Genomic DNA, 16,770 nt, shown 5'->3' on the forward strand with positions numbered 1-16,770 from the left:
CTAATGATAAGAGGATCATCTAATGGGTTCAGTAGATGGAATGTATATAAGTGAAGATCATAAGCACATTCTTACAATAATTAACAGTAGTGATACATCAGCCACATTCGGGGGTTCCTTTACCAGTAGCTGCCGCCTCACCGGAGAAGTAAGCTATAGTCAATTATTTGGACAATATAGATTTGTTGCTGATAATCAGGAATGGCCTGCTCAAATAAGCTTCTATTCCATTTTAGCACCTACCCCTCCCCTTCCAAGAAAGTACGTCATAGCAGATCATTGGAACGGTATCAGAACAGGTGATGGTAATATACTTGTAAGTGGGCTGAGAACATATACAACAGACGTAGGATTATACGATATATATACTTTCGAAAAGATTCTTTTCACCCTAACTCCAGCAGAGAAATAACGCATTAAATATTGACCCACTGAATTTAGTCAAGCCATGCTCTCCAATATTGATGAACCAATTTTACTGATGTTCACAGGCGGAGAAGTCTCCCCGCCTTCATGTTACTTAGCAATGTTTGCTGTTGATTAGATGAGGGAAGATATATGAGTATTCAAGTTACAAAACCTGAAACACAAGTCTTAGAAGATGAGGAACTTGTTGTCGTTCCAACTCCGAAATATGTCAAAGATTCAATCCAAGAAACGATTGAAGAACACGCACAAAGCCGCAACCATCCAGATGCAACGCTCAGAGAAAAAGGATTCGTTATCCTAAATAACGCAATAGATAGAGATGACGAAACTTATGCTGCGACATCCAAAGCGGTGAAAACGGCATATGATTTAGCGAATACAGCTAATCAAAACGCCAGCAATGCAAATAATAATGCTAATACTCGTTTATCTAAAGACCAAAATGGAGCAGATATTTCTGATAAACAAGAATTTGTAAATAACCTAGGTTTAGCAGAAACAGTAGTGCTGGCAAAAAACTCAGTACAGGGTAAACAATATACAGGTGACCTAACAGCTATGGAGGCAGCCTGGGTAAAAATAGCTGAAGTGACTATGCGTGTAGCAAGTACTATCAATATCACTCTGATGGGCGGTTCTGGCTACAATGTAGGTATTTTTGGGCAGTGTGCTATTACTAATATAATCCTGAGATCAGGAAATGATAGTCCTCACGGAATTAACGCCGTAATGTATACAACTAATAGCGGCTCACCTACTGACTTAGCAACCGTTAATACATCCGGTTATAACTATGATATTTACATATCAATTGGTCCTTTTGCACAAGGTATAATCTTAAATGCTTTTTCATCAGATCGAGCAACGATTAATAATTTGTCTAATATGGCAAATTTATCAAGAGTTCCCGAAAATGCAGTTAAAGGAAAAGTATACTCTTATCCATTAAATGACATAACTCCTTCATGATAAATCAGGGCCATATGGCCCTGTACTACGGTATAAATAGGTTTTCATATACTGAGAGTATCAGATGTTGGCGTTCCTTACCCCGCGCGGAGCGCGGGGTAAGGAATACTCCTATCATTTTGAAACGCTATTTAACAACAAAAAATATGTGATAAAACAGATATAGGTTGGAAAGCAGGAACTCCGGCTGCCTTGAACGTCTACATCGCGAACAAGGTATCAATACGAAAGATTTATTAGGGCATAAAACACAACAACAACCCGATAAATATCATGATGACCGCGGTAAAGATTGGATAAAAATTGTCGTCTGAGTCGTTCTAAATTTGATGAGTTTTGATAACCGTTTCATACGTTATAATAAAAAACGGGAACCATTAAGCTCCCGTTGTCTATTCAACCACGCAATTAATTACATATGTGTAATAATTGCATCACCGAATTCACTACATTTCAGCAGCTTAGCACCTTCCATCAGGCGTTCAAAATCGTAAGTCACGGTCTTCGCGGCAATCGCACCTTCCATTCCCTTAACGATTAAATCTGCGGCTTCTAACCATCCCATGTGGCGCAGCATCATTTCAGCGGAAAGGATCACCGAACCCGGGTTGACTTTATCCTGGCCTGCATACTTAGGTGCAGTACCGTGTGTTGCTTCGAACAATGCACATTCGTCGCCAATGTTTGCACCTGGGGCAATACCGATACCACCCACCTGAGCAGCTAAAGCATCAGAAATATAGTCACCATTCAGGTTCATACACGCAATAACATCATACTCTGCTGGACGCAACAGGATCTGTTGCAAGAAAGCATCTGCAATCACATCCTTAATGATGATATCTTTGCCATTTTTAGGATTCTTGATCTTAACCCACGGACCACCATCCAACAATTCTCCGCCGAATTCAGTGCGAGCTAGTTCATAACCCCAGTCTTTGAAAGCACCTTCAGTGAATTTCATGATATTGCCTTTATGAACCAGAGTGACTGATTCACGGTCATTATCAATGGCATATTCAATCGCGGCACGTACTAAACGTTTAGTGCCTTCTTCTGAGCAAGGTTTTACACCAATACCACACTGTTGAGGGAAACGGATCTTATTAACCCCCATTTCATCTTGCAGGAATTTAATCACTTTGTCCGCTTCCGCTGAACCCGCTTTCCACTCAATGCCTGCATAAATATCTTCAGCGTTTTCGCGGAAAATAACCATATCGGTCAATTCAGGCTGCTTAACAGGGCTTGGCGTACCTTGGTAGTAACGAACCGGACGCAGGCAGACATACAGATCCAATTGCTGACGCAATGCGACGTTCAGCGAACGGATACCACCACCTACTGGTGTTGTCAGAGGGCCTTTGATAGCAACACGGTATTCACGGATCAAATCTAGCGTTTCATCTGGCAACCAAACATCTTTACCATAGACATGCGTGGATTTTTCACCTGTGTAGATTTCCATCCAAGAAATTTTGCGCTCACCGCTATACGCTTTCTGAACCGCAGCATCAACAACTTTTAGCATGACCGGCGTAACATCAACACCAATGCCATCCCCTTCGATATAAGGGATAATAGGGTTATTCGGAACACTTAATTTACCTTTGGCATCAATAGTAATTTTTTTACCTTCCGCCGGAACAACTACTTTGCTTTCCATTAACCTCTCCTTTCAAATAAGCGCAATGCCTTGTTAATTTTTTGTAAGGGACGTGTCAATACTACTTGAATATTCTGCAAACGCCAACGGTCACAGATTTAAGGTATAATACGCCCCCTAATTTTAAACAATGGCTTATCATGACAAATATCGCTTTAAAAAAACGCCAACTTAACCGATTCAGCCAAAGAAAAAATAATAGAGCCATAAAAAAAACAATCGGCCCTCGTCGGGTATTGATTTTTAACAAACCTTATGATGTCTTACCCCAATTCACCGATGAAATGGGCAGAACAACGTTAAAAGATTTTATCCCGTTTACTGATATTTATGCCGCGGGTCGTCTGGATCGTGATAGTGAAGGTTTGCTGGTGTTGACCAATGATGGCAAATTACAGGCTAGATTGACTCAACCTAATAAAAAAACCGCTAAAGTTTATTATGTTCAAGTCGAGGGCATTCCTGATGAAACGGCTCTGAATCAACTTCGTAACGGCGTTTTATTAAAAGATGGCCCAACCTTACCCGCCGGTGCTGAATTAGTGGAAGAGCCTGAGTGGCTTTGGGAGAGAATTCCCCCTATTCGGGAACGAAAAAGTATTCCGGTAAGGTGGCTTAAAATTACGTTATATGAAGGGCGTAATCGGCAGGTACGCAGAATGACTGCCCATGTGGGATACCCTACACTGCGCCTAATCCGTTTTAGTATGGGTTCAATACAATTAGACTCACTATCCCCTGGAGAATGGAGAGAAATTAATCTTGTTTAGTCCACACGTCACGGTTGCCTGCATTGTTCATGCAGAAAATAAGTTTTTGGTTGTTGAAGAGTTTATCAACGGCAAACCTCTCTGGAATCAACCAGCAGGCCATCTTGAAGCTGATGAAACATTACTGGAAGCCGTTGAACGGGAATTATGGGAAGAAACCGGAATTCGTGCACAACCACAAGCATTTTTAAAACTGCACCAATGGGTTGCGCCGGACAAAACCCCATTTATCCGTTTTCTATTCTTGGTTGAAATGGAAAAAATCATGGACACCCATCCACACGATAACGATATCCATTGCTGCCATTGGTTAAGTGCAGAAGAAATCCTTAGCAGTTCACAGTTACGTTCCCCTCTGGTTGCCGAAAGTCTTCTTTGCTACCTTGAGCACAAAGCTTATCCACTCTCGATACTGGATTATTATGGTTTACCTTTCGCCAAATGAAGACGTTTGGTGCACCTTGGTTGCCAACGTGCTAAAGTATTGCGTTTGTTTTTTTCCGCAGTGAGATATATCCATGTCAGATAACAGCCAGAAAAAAGTCATTGTCGGCATGTCCGGCGGTGTTGATTCATCCGTTTCCGCCTACCTTCTGCAACAGCAGGGCTACCAGGTAGCTGGCCTGTTCATGAAAAACTGGGAAGAAGACGATAGTGAAGAGTATTGCTCAGCGGCTACCGATCTTGCTGATGCTCAGGCCGTTTGTGACAAATTGGGCATAGAATTGCATACCATCAATTTTGCAGCCGAGTATTGGGATAATGTATTCGAACATTTTCTTGCTGAATATAAAGCCGGCAGAACCCCAAACCCAGACATTCTTTGTAATAAAGAAATCAAATTCAAAGCATTTTTAGAGTTTGCCGCAGAGGATTTAGGGGCTGACTATATCGCAACCGGGCATTATGTCCGCCGTCGGGATGTGAACGGCATGAGCCAATTGCTCCGTGGCCTGGATGACAACAAAGATCAAAGCTATTTCTTATATACCTTAAGCCACCAGCAAGTTGCCAAGAGTCTGTTTCCAGTTGGGGAATTGGAAAAACCCGAAGTACGCCGCATTGCCGAAGAAATTGGCCTGGTTACCGCAAAGAAAAAAGATTCGACAGGTATCTGCTTTATTGGTGAGCGTAAGTTCCGTGATTTCCTTGGGCGTTATTTACCCGCCCAGCCTGGCCCAATTATGACTGTGGATGGACAGACCATCGGCCAACATACTGGCTTGATGTACCATACACTCGGCCAGCGCAAAGGACTAGGAATTGGGGGAACGAAAGAGGGTAGTGAAGAACCCTGGTATGTTGTTGATAAAGATGTCGACAATAACATACTGATTGTTGCCCAAGGCCATGAACATCCTCGCCTGATGTCTGTCGGTTTGATCGCCCAGCAACTACATTGGGTTGATCGTCAATCACTACAAGCAGAAATGCGCTGTGTAGTCAAAACACGCTACCGTCAGCATGATATTCCCTGCACTGTCGTCCCTCTGGGTGAAGATAAAATTGAGGTTCGTTTTGATAGCCCTGTTGCCGCTGTCACCCCTGGTCAATCAGCCGTGTTTTATCAAGGTAAAGTTTGTCTCGGTGGTGGCGTGATCGAACAACGTATACAGGAGTAGTTGTGGCTAAAAATTATTACGATATTACGCTGGCTCTGGCAGGTATCTGCCAGTCAGGCCGTCTGGTCCAAAAACTTGCCCATGAAGGCCAGTGTGATACGGATGCTTTTGAGATCATGATCAACAGCGTCCTGAACATGAATCCAACCTCTACGCTGGATGTCTTCGGCAATAACGCCGGCAACCTGCGTGTTGGCCTTGACGCTATGTTGGGTATGTTCAACGGTTCACATAGTGGCGTTTCTGCCGATCTTACCCGCTATATGCTGAGTTTGGTGGCATTGGAACGCCGCTTGAATAAAAACCCATCGGCTGTTAATCAATTGGCAAATCGCATTGAACAATTAGAACGTCAGCAAGCCTATTTTGAACCGATGTCAGAAGGAATGCTCAACGCCCTGGCTGGAATTTATGTCGATGTTATCAGTCCGCTGGGGCCACGTATTCAGGTGACCGGTTCACCTGACGTATTACGTAATTCATTGATTCAGGCAAAAGTCAGATCGGTGTTACTGGCCGGTATCCGCAGTGCCGTTTTATGGCAACAAGTTGGCGGTAGCCGCCTGCAAATCATGTTTTCTCGTCAGCGCCTGATCCGACAGGCAAAAGAGATCCTTGCTAACTGTTAGATGATAAAGACTGTTAGCGAAAAACTGTTAAATCTAAGCTGTTAAACATACATTGTTAAATAAAATCCGGGAGTTGCTACCAATGGAATTATCCTCACTGACCGCTGTTTCTCCAATTGATGGCCGTTACGGCGATAAAGTCAGCGCACTACGCGCTATTTTTAGTGAGTTCGGCTTACTAAAATTCCGTGTGCAAGTCGAAGTACGTTGGCTGCAAAAACTGGCTGCAACCACAGAAATTCAGGAAGTTCCTGCTTTTGACGCCGACGCAAACGCTTACCTTGATGAAATTATTGTAAATTTCAATGAGCAGGATGCACTGCGTATTAAAGAAATTGAGCGCACAACCAATCACGACGTTAAGGCTGTTGAGTATTTTCTGAAAGAAAAAGTCGCGCATATCCCTGCCCTGCATCAGGTTGCAGAATTTATTCATTTTGCCTGCACATCAGAAGATATTAATAACCTGTCACATGCATTGATGCTTAAAACAGCCCGTGAGGAAGTTTTGCTGCCCCAATGGCGCCAAATAATCGATACCATCACCCGCATGGCACATGATTATCGCGATCTGCCACTGCTATCGCGCACACACGGTCAACCCGCCACCCCTTCCACTGTCGGCAAAGAATTTGCTAACGTGGCCTATCGTATGAAACGCCAATTCCGTCAGCTTGAGCAAGTAGAAGTGCTAGGCAAAATCAATGGGGCGGTTGGTAACTACAATGCACACTTGTCAGCCTATCCACAAGTTGACTGGCACCAATTTAGTGAGTCATTTGTGACTTCTTTGGGTATTCAGTGGAACCCATATACCACTCAGATTGAACCTCATGATTACATTGCAGAACTGTTTGATTGTGTGGCTCGTTTTAATACCATCCTAATCGATTTTGATCGCGATATCTGGGGCTATATTGCCTTGAACCATTTCAAGCAAAAAACCATTGCCGGGGAAATTGGTTCGTCTACTATGCCACATAAAGTCAATCCCATTGATTTCGAAAACTCAGAAGGTAACCTGGGCCTGGCAAATGCGGTCTTGGGACATCTGGCCAGCAAACTGCCTGTTTCTCGCTGGCAGCGCGACCTGACAGATTCAACAGTATTGCGCAATCTGGGCGTCGGTCTGGGATATGCATTGATTGCCTATCAATCCACGATGAAAGGATTGAATAAGCTGGAAGTCAATGAACAGCACTTACTGAATGAATTGGATGGTAATTGGGAAGTATTGGCTGAGCCTATCCAGACTGTTATGCGCCGTTATGGTATTGAAAAGCCGTATGAAAAACTAAAAGAACTGACTCGCGGTAAACGTGTTGATGCTGAAGGTATGAAAGCGTTTATTGATGGCCTTGAACTTCCTGAAGCAGAGAAAGAGCGCCTCAAATCCATGACGCCAGCAAATTACATTGGATACGCGACTTCACTGGTTGACCAGTTAAAATAATCTGTGTTTATCCATATCATTGGGCGGATTCTATTCCGCCCATTTGCGCTGCAATTTACAACACGATATGAAACCTGATTTCTCCCTGCTTCGCGGGGGGAAATCACATTCATCTTGAAGTTAGGTTGGTATATATAGAAGTTAAATAAATTGTAAATTTATTTACTATTTCAACCTAACCATTTGTTTTCAAATGCACCAATCATTAATATACCAACAAACGCCAAATAGTTACTATACTTAGTTTACTCATAATCATATACCCATAATTTTATTTAATCTTTATTGACGAAATTGATTACTTAGCTATTTTAAATTTATTTGATAAACATTAATTACTGATTAGCATAAGGAATCATTATGCGGATATTGATCGTTGAAGATAACGCATTACTTCGCCATCACTTAACCGTACAATTACGGGATATCGGGCATCAAGTTGATGCTGCGGAGAATGCTAAAGAAGCAGATTATTATCTTAGAGAAAGTCACCCTGACATTGCTATCGTTGATTTAGGGTTACCGGGAGAAGATGGCCTTAGCATGTTACGGCGCTGGCGCAGTGAGCAAATTAATTTACCGATTCTTGTTCTCACCGCTCGTGAGAGCTGGCAAGAAAAAGTCAACGTGCTAAACGCGGGTGCAGATGATTATGTTACCAAGCCCTTTCATCTGGAAGAAATTAATGCCCGTATACAAGCATTAATGCGACGCAATAGTGGTTTGGCATCACAATTAGTTGAGATATCACCATTTTTAATCAATCTTTCAAGAAAGGAGTTCTCTATCCATGAAACCAATATTAAGTTGACCGCTTTTGAATACATTATTATCGAAACCTTGATGCGCAATAATGGCAAAGTTGTTAGTAAAGAAACGCTCATGCGCCAATTGTATCCAGACGCTGAATTACGTGAAAGTCATACAATTGATGTATTGATGGGGCGTTTGAGGAAAAAAATATTGAATGAATGGCCGGAAGAGGTCATTGTCACTGTACGTGGTCAAGGGTATCGCTTCGATGTGAAATCTTACGATGCTTAAGTTCTCAGGAACACCTTTTTCTTTGAGAACACGGTTTCTCATGGCCACGGCTGCGATTATTCTTGCATTGACACTATCATATGGCATTGTTGCTATCGTCGGATATTTAGTTAGTTTTGATAAAACAAGCTATTCCATACTCCGTAGCCAAAGTAATCTATTTTTCACCTTGGCCAGATGGGAAAATAACAAGCTAGAAATCCTTGTTCCCAAAGATTTTTCCATGAATTACCGCTCATTAGCACTGATCTATGATAATGATGGGAATATTCTTTGGCGCCAGAATAATGTACCTGAATTGGAAAGAATGATTGATCCTGATTGGCTGAAAAAAGATGGTTTATATACTCTAGAAGCGTATTTTAAAGAAAAAGGGGATTTTTTCTATAATCCAACAGCGACACCAAACCAAGATAATACAAAAAAGGCAAAAAATAGTGAGGAAGTATTATTAACCTACTCGGTTGCTGTAAATATTTATCCTGCCACTGACAAATTGCCTGCCATGACTATTGTTATCATTGATACCATTCCACAAGATGTACAGGAATCAGCAAAAGTATGGGAATGGTTTGGATATGTGCTAATTGCTAATTTACTTTTAATCATTCCATTAATCTGGCTGGCCGCGGACTGGAGCCTTAGACCAATAAAATCCTTAATTACCCAAATCAGTTCATTAGAAAATGGAGAAAGAAAAGAACTGGAGGAGAACCCGCCTACTGAATTAAAAGGGTTAGTCAGAAACTTAAACAACTTACTATCTAATGAACGTAAACGTTATGCCAAATATCACACGACACTCTCAGATTTGACGCATAGCCTGAAAACGCCTCTAGCGGTATTGCAATCAACCTTACGTTCTCTGCGTCCCCCGCAGAAGCTGACCATTGAACAAGCTGAACCCATTATGCTTGAACAGATTGACCGGATATCGCAACAGATTGGCTACTATTTGCATAGAGCCAATATACGCAGCGACCATAGTTTGCTTCTGAGACAGATTTCTTCCATCCCAATCTTGCTAGATGGCCTAATCAGTGCCCTAACCAAGGTATATCAACATAAAGGCATCAAAATGATGCTAGATGTCTCTCCTGAAGTGACATGGCTAGGGGAAAAAAATGACTTTCTGGAAGTAATGGGAAACATCTTAGATAATGCGTGTAAATATTGCCGGAAACAGGTCAAAATCACCGCCACAATGGGAGAAAATTCAGTCACTATTATTGTTGATGATGATGGGTTAGGAGTTCCCCTTGATAAGCGGGAAATGATTTTTCAGCGCGGCTTACGAGCTGACACATTACGATCAGGCCAGGGCCTTGGCTTATCGATAGCATCTGAAATTGTCGAGCAATATGATGGTGATATCAGCATAGAGGATAGCCCCCTTGGTGGCGCCAGAGTGAGTGTCGTATTTCGCGCCCAGCATAATAATACGGCCATCACACAATAACGACAATTCTTCTCAGATGATTACTGCCCCCCAAAATATTTCAACCAAATCTGATATCGTCATTGACTATTCGTTATAATAGCGTGAAATTCACTTCTCACTTCAGGATGTCACCATGGACTATCAGCTAAATCTGGACTGGCAGGCGTTTTTGCAAAACCATTGGCAAAAACGACCATTGCTGATTAAACAGGGTTTCCATCAGTTTATTGATCCTCTTTCCCCCGATGAGCTGGCGGGTCTGGCGATGGAAAATGAAATCGATAGCCGTTTGGTTAGTCAGAAAAATGGGCGCTGGGAAGTTTCCCACGGACCATTTGAAACCTACGACCATTTAGACGAAAAAAACTGGTCTTTGCTTGTACAAGCCGTTGACCATTGGCATCTCCCTTCTTCTGCACTGATGAAGCCATTCCGTGTACTGTCTGACTGGCGCATGGATGACTTGATGATCTCGTTCTCCGTACCCGGCGGTGGTGTCGGCCCACATCTTGACCAATATGACGTTTTTATCATTCAAGGAAAAGGACGCAGACGTTGGCGGGTAGGTGAAAAAATTCCCATGAAACAACATTGCCCTCATCCTGATTTATTGCAGGTCGAACCTTTTGAGGCAATTATTGATGAAGAGATGTTACCGGGCGATATACTCTACATTCCACCGGGTTTTCCACACGAAGGCTATGCTATTGAGGATTCACTGAACTATTCGGTGGGATTCCGTGCCCCCAATGCCCGTGAATTATTCAGTGGATTTGCTGACTATATTCTGGCAAACGAACTGGGAAGCCATCGCTACAGCGATCCTGGATTAACATTTCGTGACAACCCAGCCCTGATCCAGAAAAACGAACTGGACACACTGCGTTCCATGATGCGTGAATTGTTGGAACAACCAGAAACTTTCCAAAACTGGTTTGGCGAATTCATCTCTCAATCACGCCATGAATTAGATCTGGCACCACCTGAACCGCCTTATGAGAGCGATGAGATTTATGATTTACTGAAACAAGGCGAAGCGTTAAATCGTTTGAGTGGCCTGCGCGTCCTGCGAGTTGGTGATCAATGTTTCGTCAATGGGGAATTGATGGATACTCCTCATATCCAGGCTGCTAACGCCCTTTGCCAATATGACAAAGTGAATGCTGAATTGCTGGGCGATGCTATCGACGACGTCCGATTTATCAGCCTGCTTACGGCTTTGGTCAATAGCGGTTATTGGTATTTTAATGATTAATCCAGGCCAAGGGGCAAGATAAGTTGCCCCTTGTTTACTAAATAGTGGCTGTTATTCGGGCGAGACATGGCTTACCGTCAATTCAGCAATCCGCATAATCACATTAACGGCTTGTTCCATGCCTTCCAGTGAAATAAATTCGTGCTTGCTGTGATAATTATATCCACCCGTAAAAATATTCGGGCAAGGGAGGCCACGATAAGATAACTCTGCACCATCAGTCCCACCACGTATCGGTTGGATTATCGGTTCAATATGACAATCGAGCATCGCTTGTTTAGCAATGGCAATAACATGAGGATATTTAAGCACCTCGCTATGCATGTTGTAATAATCATCATCAATCGCCAGCTCAATATAGCACTCTGGATGTAATCCTTCTCCGATAGTTTCCGCAATAGCAATGAGATTTTTTTTACGTTTTGCAAAATTAGCCCTGTCAAAATCTCGGATGATATAGTGCATCTCGGCACGCTCAACAGTCCCTTTTATGCTATGCAAATGATAAAAACCTTCATAACCTTCGGTCTGTTCAGGCGTTTCTTCAGCCGGCAAAGCTGAATGAATGCGCATGGCTAATGTCAATGCGTTAACCATAACTCCTTTGGCACTGCCCGGATGAGCCATATTCCCCACAATCTTGATGACCACGGATGCGGCATTGAAATTCTCAAATTCCAATTCCCCCACTCCGCCGCCATCAACGGTATAGGCCCATTCTGCGCCGAAAGCCGCTAGATCAAAATAGTGTGCTCCCCTGCCAATTTCCTCATCTGGCGTGAACGCAATCCGAATATCACCATGTGGAATATTTCTCTGTTTCAAGCGTACCATCGCGGTAATGATTTCAGCGATCCCGGCTTTATCATCAGCACCCAACAGTGTTTTGCCATCGGTCGTAATTAATGTTTTCCCCAGTAAGCTATGTAATACAGGGAACATGACTGGCGATAACACGTCATCTCCCATCCCTAACGCAATATCACCACCACGATAATTTTCCACAATCTGGGGATTAACATGCTTACCGGAAAAATCAGGTGAGGTATCGAGGTGGGCAATAAAACCAATGACAGGAACAGGCGTTGCAACATTTTTTGGCAATGTTGCCATCACACATCCCCGTTCATTGAGAGTGACATCGGCAAAACCAAGCTGGATCAACTCTTCGTATAATACCTTGGCAAGATCCAGTTGACCGTTACTACTGGGAATGGTTTTAGCGGATGGTTTTGATTGCGTATTAAATGCAATATATTTAAAAAAACGCTCTAATAATCTATCCATCTTCTTCTCCCTAGTTCATGTGGATTTATTATGAAAAAGATGGATAGCGTAGGCATTGCGTCAAGTCAGCTTTTATCCGTCTTCATCTGCTGAATTAAAGATTGAACATATTGCGTAACTATTTTACTGGCATAACCGTAATGTTTTTCATCAAACAAATTCTCGACCTGACTAGGTTCAAGATTCAGCTCAACAGTGTGCGCCCCAGACAATTTAGCCTCATGCACAAACCCCGCTGCCGGATAAACGTGGCCCGATGTTCCAATAGCGATAAAGATATCTGCATCAGCTAAAGCAGAGTAAATCTGCTCCATACCCAATGGCATTTCCCCAAACCATACTACATGAGGACGTAATGGCGACGGGAATTGGCAACAATGGCAACGATCTTCCATAGTGAGATCATTTGTCCATTCAACGACTTGTCCAGATTGACAACACCGAACTTTCAGTAATTCACCGTGCATATGCAGAACACGACGACTTCCCGCACGTTCATGCAGATCATCAATATTCTGTGTCACCAATAAAAAATGGTCACCAAGCTCCTGTTCGAGTTCCGCCAGGGCATGATGTGCAGCATTAGGCTGGATATCCGGTTGTTGTAGCTGCTTGCGGCGGGCATTATAAAATGCCTGAACCAGATCAGGATCACGCTGAAAACCTTCCGGAGTCGCAACATCTTCGACACGATGCTCTTCCCACAGGCCATCGGCAGAGCGAAATGTTTGAATACCTGACTCAGCCGAAATTCCTGCTCCTGTCAGGACCACCACATAAGGTTTTTGTATTTTATTTGCCAATCGGATATCCCTGTAAAAGTTTTGTCTATGTGATCGCTGTCGCCGTAATCGCTTGGTTCGGTAAAATTTACTGTGCCGATGAAGAACCCGCATAGATTATTTCCTTGTATACGATAGCGTGCTTAGATACGCGTTGATACCCCGATATCCTATTGTCCACTCAAAATTCGCGCTGGATCAAGTTTACTGGCCCGACGAGCAGGATACCAACTCGCCAACAAGCTTAATACTAATGCCGTTAACAGAACATAAAGCACATCCATAACATGCAGTTCTGATGGCAAAAAGTCGATAAAATAGATATCTCCTGAAAGGAGTTGGTGTCCAAGCAGCTTTTCTAACCCTTTAATGATAGCCGTCAAATTTAATGATGTGAAAATCCCGACAACGACACCAATTATGCTCCCTATCATGCCTGTTAGTAATCCATACCATAAAAAAATTGCCCTGATATGGCTATCCTTTGCTCCCAAAGTACGCAAGATAGCGATGTCACTGCTTTTATCCTTCACCGCCATAATCAGTGTTGAAATAATATTAAAGCAAGCAACACCAATAACCAGTACCATCGCCAGGTACATAATGCTACGTACCATCTGGATATCGTTGTACATATAACCGTAATCTTTTGTCCAGGTGCTGATATAGACATATTTTCCTGTCGCGTTACCTGCATCCCACACACGTTGCTCTGCGGCAAAAACATTATCGGCTTTAATGGCAATACCAGTGATTGCATTACCGTAATCCAGATAGTTCTGGGCATCAGGCAAAGGAACAAGGGCCAAACTGTGATCTAACATGCCACTCAACTGGAAAATACCCGCAACCTGTAAACGGATGCGTTTAGGCTGCAAAAGTTTCAGGCTCGCATCATTATTGGGGATCATGACTGTCACCCAATCACCCTGTTTCACGTGCAGTGAATTAGCCACCCCCTGCCCTAAAATCACCTGATTTTTTCCTGCCCTGAACGTTTTCCATGCCCCGTTACGCACAAACTGAGGTAAGGTACTCACATCCATCTCGGTATCCAGATCGACTCCACGTACCTGTATAGCATGAAGTTTTTCACCGCGCTCCATCAGTCCAGTGAGCTCAATATAGGGAGAGGCTCCGGCAATACCAGGTGTCTGTCTCACCCGCTTAAGGGCGGTTTCCCAATCCTGGAAAGGCTGCTCCACAGCATAAATTTGTCCATGTGGCACAACGGAAAGTATCCGATTGTTCAACTCTCGTTCAAAACCGTTCATGGCACTCAAGCCAATAATCAGCACCGCCACACCCAACATGATACCCAGCGTTGAAATGACAGAGATCAGGGAAACCATGCCTGAACGACGTCGGCCACGACTAAATCGTAATGCGGTAAATAGTGCAAGAGGCAGGTTTACCATTACATCTCCCCCGCCGCCAGGGTTAATTCATCCTGCAAATACCCATCACGCATTTCTACCTGACGTGCCAGTTGGTTAGCTAATTTCAGATCATGGGTAACAACGAGAAACGCAGTACCTTGCTGTTGGTTCAGTTCTTGCAAAAGCTGAAACACACTGTCTGCATTTCGTTGATCAAGGTTACCCGTTGGTTCATCCGCCAACACCAATGACGGTTCATTTACCAGCGCCCGGGCAATGGCAACACGTTGACGTTCTCCCCCTGACAGCTCAGATGGCCGATGATGCGCCCGATGCTCCAACCCAACCGCCGCCAGCATATCCAGCGCTTTTTGCTGAGAATGGCGTTTTTGTCCGCCAATCAGGAGCGGCATCGCAACATTTTCCAATGCCGTAAAATCAGGTAATAAATGGTGAAACTGATAAATGAAACCAATTTCACTGTTACGTAATTCTGCTCGCGCAGACGAAGACATTTGGTTGAGTGATTGCCCTTTGAACCGGACTTCACCAGACGTAGGTGAATCCAAACCACCAAGCAAGTGCAAGAGGGTACTTTTGCCAGAGCCAGAACTCCCGACAATGGCCATTATTTCACCCTGTTGCATGGAGAAAGTGACATTCTTTAATACTTCTGTAGAAATTTTTCCTTCCTGATATTTTTTGCACAGTTGGTGACACAGTAATAAAGGGTGTTTACTCATAACGTAAAGCCTCAGCAGGTTGGGTGGTCGCCGCGCGCCAGGAAGGGTACAGCGTCGAGATTAAGGAGATCAACATGGCACTGATGGCAATCAGCATTACTTGCGTAGCATCAATTGCAACAGGTAACCGAATGCCCTCAGACAGCAATCCGATAATTGGCATGAGATTATTTAACTGACTGGAAAGCAATATTCCCAATCCTGTTCCCAATACAGCACCAATAATGCCGGCTCCCGCGCCCTGGATCATAAAGATGGCCATCACTTGACGTCGGGTCAGACCTTGCGTCTGCAAGATAGCGATTTCACCCTGTTTTTCCATCACCAGTAAAGAGAGAGAGGTAATAATGTTAAAAGCAGCAACGGCTATAATCAGGCTCAGCAATAATCCCATCATGTTTTTCTCCATGCGAACCGCCTGAAAAAATTCCCCTTTGCGTTCACGCCAATCTTTCCATATCAGCCCTTTTGGCAGGGTTTGCTGGCTCAAGGCATCTACGGTGAGGGGTTCATTGAGAAACAAGCGCCAGCCGGTAATATTACCTATGGGATAGCGCAACAATCTGGCCGCATCCTGTTGATTAACTAACATTTCCGTACCATCGGCTTCACTATTGGCGAAGAATGTACCCGCTACCGTGAATAAACGCTGGCTGGGAATTCGGCCCATTGGTGTTAACTGACTGGCACTCGGCACGATAATACGGATTTTATCGCCCCGTTTTACCCCTAATTTAGCCGCCAATTTTTCTCCCAAAATGACAAAATAACCTCCGGGTTGTAGTTGGCTTCGATTGACATTAACAAGATGTTCTGCCAATGGCGCATATTCGTCCTGGTTAATACCTAACATGACACCAACCCCTACATTGTGGTGACTCTGTAGCACCACATCTCCTTGTACGATAGAGGTGATGCGATTAACCCCCTTTAATCCCACCAGCTGGCTAACCGGATGTTCAACCGGATTGATAGCGCCTTTTCCCGATGTAATGATAGCCTGCGGCATAAAGCCCAGGATGCTATTTTCTAATGAACGCTCAAAACCGTTCATGACTGACAATACCGTAATCAAGGCCGCGACGCCTAGCGTAATGCCAATCGCTGACAACCATGAAACAAAACGGCCAAATTTATCGACCGCCCGCCCGCGCATATAGCGCAATCCTATAAATAATGAGACCGATTGAAACATGAAATCTGTTACGCCCCTGTTGCCAAAGCAAAGTGTTCGGGGATAATAAAGGGTAGCAATATTTTATGGAACCACCCGTATCCCGGTTCTGTGGTTTTTTTACTTT

The 16,770-nt window shown here is 43.6% G+C and carries 16 protein-coding genes and 1 pseudogene; 11 read left to right on the top strand and 6 right to left on the bottom strand.

Features of this window, described 5'->3' with window-relative positions; translation table 11 throughout:
* Positions 1 to 22 precede the first annotated feature (22 nt).
* The 3 genes and pseudogenes from WDV75_RS12635 to WDV75_RS12645 all read left to right on the top strand — a co-directional run.
* The gene (locus WDV75_RS12635; protein ID WP_273559968.1) at positions 23 to 412 is read left to right on the top strand and encodes a hypothetical protein; all 390 of its coding nucleotides are present in this window, start codon (positions 23 to 25) and stop codon (positions 410 to 412) included.
* A 146-nt stretch (positions 413 to 558) separates the two neighbouring features.
* Positions 559 to 1,398 (top strand): phage tail protein, encoded by an 840-nt coding sequence (locus tag WDV75_RS12640; protein ID WP_273559971.1) that lies wholly within the window; start codon positions 559 to 561, stop codon positions 1,396 to 1,398.
* 141 nt (positions 1,399 to 1,539) lie between these two features.
* Positions 1,540 to 1,712, top strand: a pseudogene (locus WDV75_RS12645) (integrase); the annotation flags it as partial.
* Between the two features lie 98 nt (positions 1,713 to 1,810).
* On the opposite strand, the gene icd reads toward WDV75_RS12645, so the two are convergent.
* Entirely contained in the window at positions 1,811 to 3,064 is a 1,254-nt protein-coding gene (gene icd / locus WDV75_RS12650) for an NADP-dependent isocitrate dehydrogenase (RefSeq protein ID WP_273559972.1), read from the bottom strand.
* A gap of 140 nt (positions 3,065 to 3,204) precedes the next feature.
* On the opposite strand from icd, the gene rluE reads away from it, so the two are divergent.
* From rluE to WDV75_RS12690, 8 genes are all read left to right on the top strand, one after another.
* The gene (gene rluE / locus WDV75_RS12655; RefSeq protein ID WP_273559974.1) at positions 3,205 to 3,834 is read left to right on the top strand and encodes a 23S rRNA pseudouridine(2457) synthase RluE; all 630 of its coding nucleotides are present in this window, start codon (positions 3,205 to 3,207) and stop codon (positions 3,832 to 3,834) included.
* Positions 3,827 to 4,279, top strand: a complete 453-nt coding sequence (locus WDV75_RS12660) for an NUDIX hydrolase (protein WP_273559976.1) — start codon at positions 3,827 to 3,829, stop codon at positions 4,277 to 4,279. Before rluE ends, WDV75_RS12660 begins: the two co-directional genes overlap by 8 nt.
* Before the next feature lie 73 nt (positions 4,280 to 4,352).
* On the top strand, positions 4,353 to 5,456 hold the full coding sequence (mnmA, locus tag WDV75_RS12665) for a tRNA 2-thiouridine(34) synthase MnmA (protein WP_273559978.1): 1,104 nt from the start codon (positions 4,353 to 4,355) through the stop codon (positions 5,454 to 5,456).
* A 2-nt stretch (positions 5,457 to 5,458) separates the two neighbouring features.
* A complete protein-coding gene (gene hflD / locus WDV75_RS12670; RefSeq protein ID WP_189758254.1) occupies positions 5,459 to 6,085 on the top strand; it encodes a high frequency lysogenization protein HflD in 627 nt (208 codons plus the stop codon).
* Between the two features lie 82 nt (positions 6,086 to 6,167).
* Positions 6,168 to 7,538, top strand: coding sequence for an adenylosuccinate lyase (purB, locus tag WDV75_RS12675; RefSeq protein ID WP_273559980.1), 1,371 nt, complete (start codon positions 6,168 to 6,170; stop codon positions 7,536 to 7,538).
* A 360-nt stretch (positions 7,539 to 7,898) separates the two neighbouring features.
* On the top strand, positions 7,899 to 8,582 hold the full coding sequence (phoP, locus tag WDV75_RS12680) for a two-component system response regulator PhoP (protein WP_273559981.1): 684 nt from the start codon (positions 7,899 to 7,901) through the stop codon (positions 8,580 to 8,582).
* Positions 8,575 to 10,041, top strand: coding sequence for a two-component system sensor histidine kinase PhoQ (gene phoQ / locus WDV75_RS12685; protein ID WP_273559983.1), 1,467 nt, complete (start codon positions 8,575 to 8,577; stop codon positions 10,039 to 10,041). Before phoP ends, phoQ begins: the two co-directional genes overlap by 8 nt.
* A 115-nt stretch (positions 10,042 to 10,156) precedes the next feature.
* A complete protein-coding gene (locus WDV75_RS12690; protein ID WP_273559986.1) occupies positions 10,157 to 11,278 on the top strand; it encodes a cupin domain-containing protein in 1,122 nt (373 codons plus the stop codon).
* A gap of 51 nt (positions 11,279 to 11,329) precedes the next feature.
* Here the strand turns inward: WDV75_RS12690 and pepT are convergent, their stop codons facing one another.
* From pepT to lolC, 5 genes are all read right to left on the bottom strand, one after another.
* Positions 11,330 to 12,565, bottom strand: a complete 1,236-nt coding sequence (pepT, locus tag WDV75_RS12695) for a peptidase T (RefSeq protein ID WP_273559988.1) — start codon at positions 12,563 to 12,565, stop codon at positions 11,330 to 11,332.
* Positions 12,566 to 12,630: 65 nt separating this feature from the next.
* On the bottom strand, positions 12,631 to 13,461 hold the full coding sequence (gene cobB / locus WDV75_RS12700; RefSeq protein WP_273559989.1) for a Sir2 family NAD+-dependent deacetylase: 831 nt from the start codon (positions 13,459 to 13,461) through the stop codon (positions 12,631 to 12,633).
* Between the two features lie 56 nt (positions 13,462 to 13,517).
* On the bottom strand, positions 13,518 to 14,765 hold the full coding sequence (lolE, locus tag WDV75_RS12705; RefSeq protein WP_273559990.1) for a lipoprotein-releasing ABC transporter permease subunit LolE: 1,248 nt from the start codon (positions 14,763 to 14,765) through the stop codon (positions 13,518 to 13,520).
* Positions 14,765 to 15,469, bottom strand: coding sequence for a lipoprotein-releasing ABC transporter ATP-binding protein LolD (lolD, locus tag WDV75_RS12710; protein ID WP_273559992.1), 705 nt, complete (start codon positions 15,467 to 15,469; stop codon positions 14,765 to 14,767). Before lolD ends, lolE begins: the two co-directional genes overlap by 1 nt.
* On the bottom strand, positions 15,462 to 16,664 hold the full coding sequence (gene lolC / locus WDV75_RS12715) for a lipoprotein-releasing ABC transporter permease subunit LolC (RefSeq protein ID WP_273559994.1): 1,203 nt from the start codon (positions 16,662 to 16,664) through the stop codon (positions 15,462 to 15,464). The genes lolD and lolC overlap by 8 nt, the downstream gene beginning before the upstream one ends.
* Between the last annotated feature and the right edge of the window lie 106 nt (positions 16,665 to 16,770).

This window comes from Xenorhabdus griffiniae, from assembly GCF_037265215.1.
Taxonomy (GTDB): Bacteria; Pseudomonadota; Gammaproteobacteria; order Enterobacterales; family Enterobacteriaceae; genus Xenorhabdus; species Xenorhabdus griffiniae.

Coding starts and splice junctions, on each gene's coding strand:
- WDV75_RS12635 (WP_273559968.1), top strand. CDS start 23: ATGGGTTCAGTAGATGGAATGTATATAAGTGAAGATCATAAGCACATT.
- WDV75_RS12640 (WP_273559971.1), top strand. CDS start 559: ATGAGTATTCAAGTTACAAAACCTGAAACACAAGTCTTAGAAGATGAG.
- icd (WP_273559972.1), bottom strand. CDS start 3,064: ATGGAAAGCAAAGTAGTTGTTCCGGCGGAAGGTAAAAAAATTACTATT.
- rluE (WP_273559974.1), top strand. CDS start 3,205: ATGACAAATATCGCTTTAAAAAAACGCCAACTTAACCGATTCAGCCAA.
- mnmA (WP_273559978.1), top strand. CDS start 4,353: ATGTCAGATAACAGCCAGAAAAAAGTCATTGTCGGCATGTCCGGCGGT.
- purB (WP_273559980.1), top strand. CDS start 6,168: ATGGAATTATCCTCACTGACCGCTGTTTCTCCAATTGATGGCCGTTAC.
- phoP (WP_273559981.1), top strand. CDS start 7,899: ATGCGGATATTGATCGTTGAAGATAACGCATTACTTCGCCATCACTTA.
- phoQ (WP_273559983.1), top strand. CDS start 8,575: ATGCTTAAGTTCTCAGGAACACCTTTTTCTTTGAGAACACGGTTTCTC.
- WDV75_RS12690 (WP_273559986.1), top strand. CDS start 10,157: ATGGACTATCAGCTAAATCTGGACTGGCAGGCGTTTTTGCAAAACCAT.
- pepT (WP_273559988.1), bottom strand. CDS start 12,565: ATGGATAGATTATTAGAGCGTTTTTTTAAATATATTGCATTTAATACG.
- cobB (WP_273559989.1), bottom strand. CDS start 13,461: ATGCGGGTTCTTCATCGGCACAGTAAATTTTACCGAACCAAGCGATTA.
- lolE (WP_273559990.1), bottom strand. CDS start 14,765: ATGGTAAACCTGCCTCTTGCACTATTTACCGCATTACGATTTAGTCGT.
- lolD (WP_273559992.1), bottom strand. CDS start 15,469: ATGAGTAAACACCCTTTATTACTGTGTCACCAACTGTGCAAAAAATAT.
- lolC (WP_273559994.1), bottom strand. CDS start 16,664: ATGTTTCAATCGGTCTCATTATTTATAGGATTGCGCTATATGCGCGGG.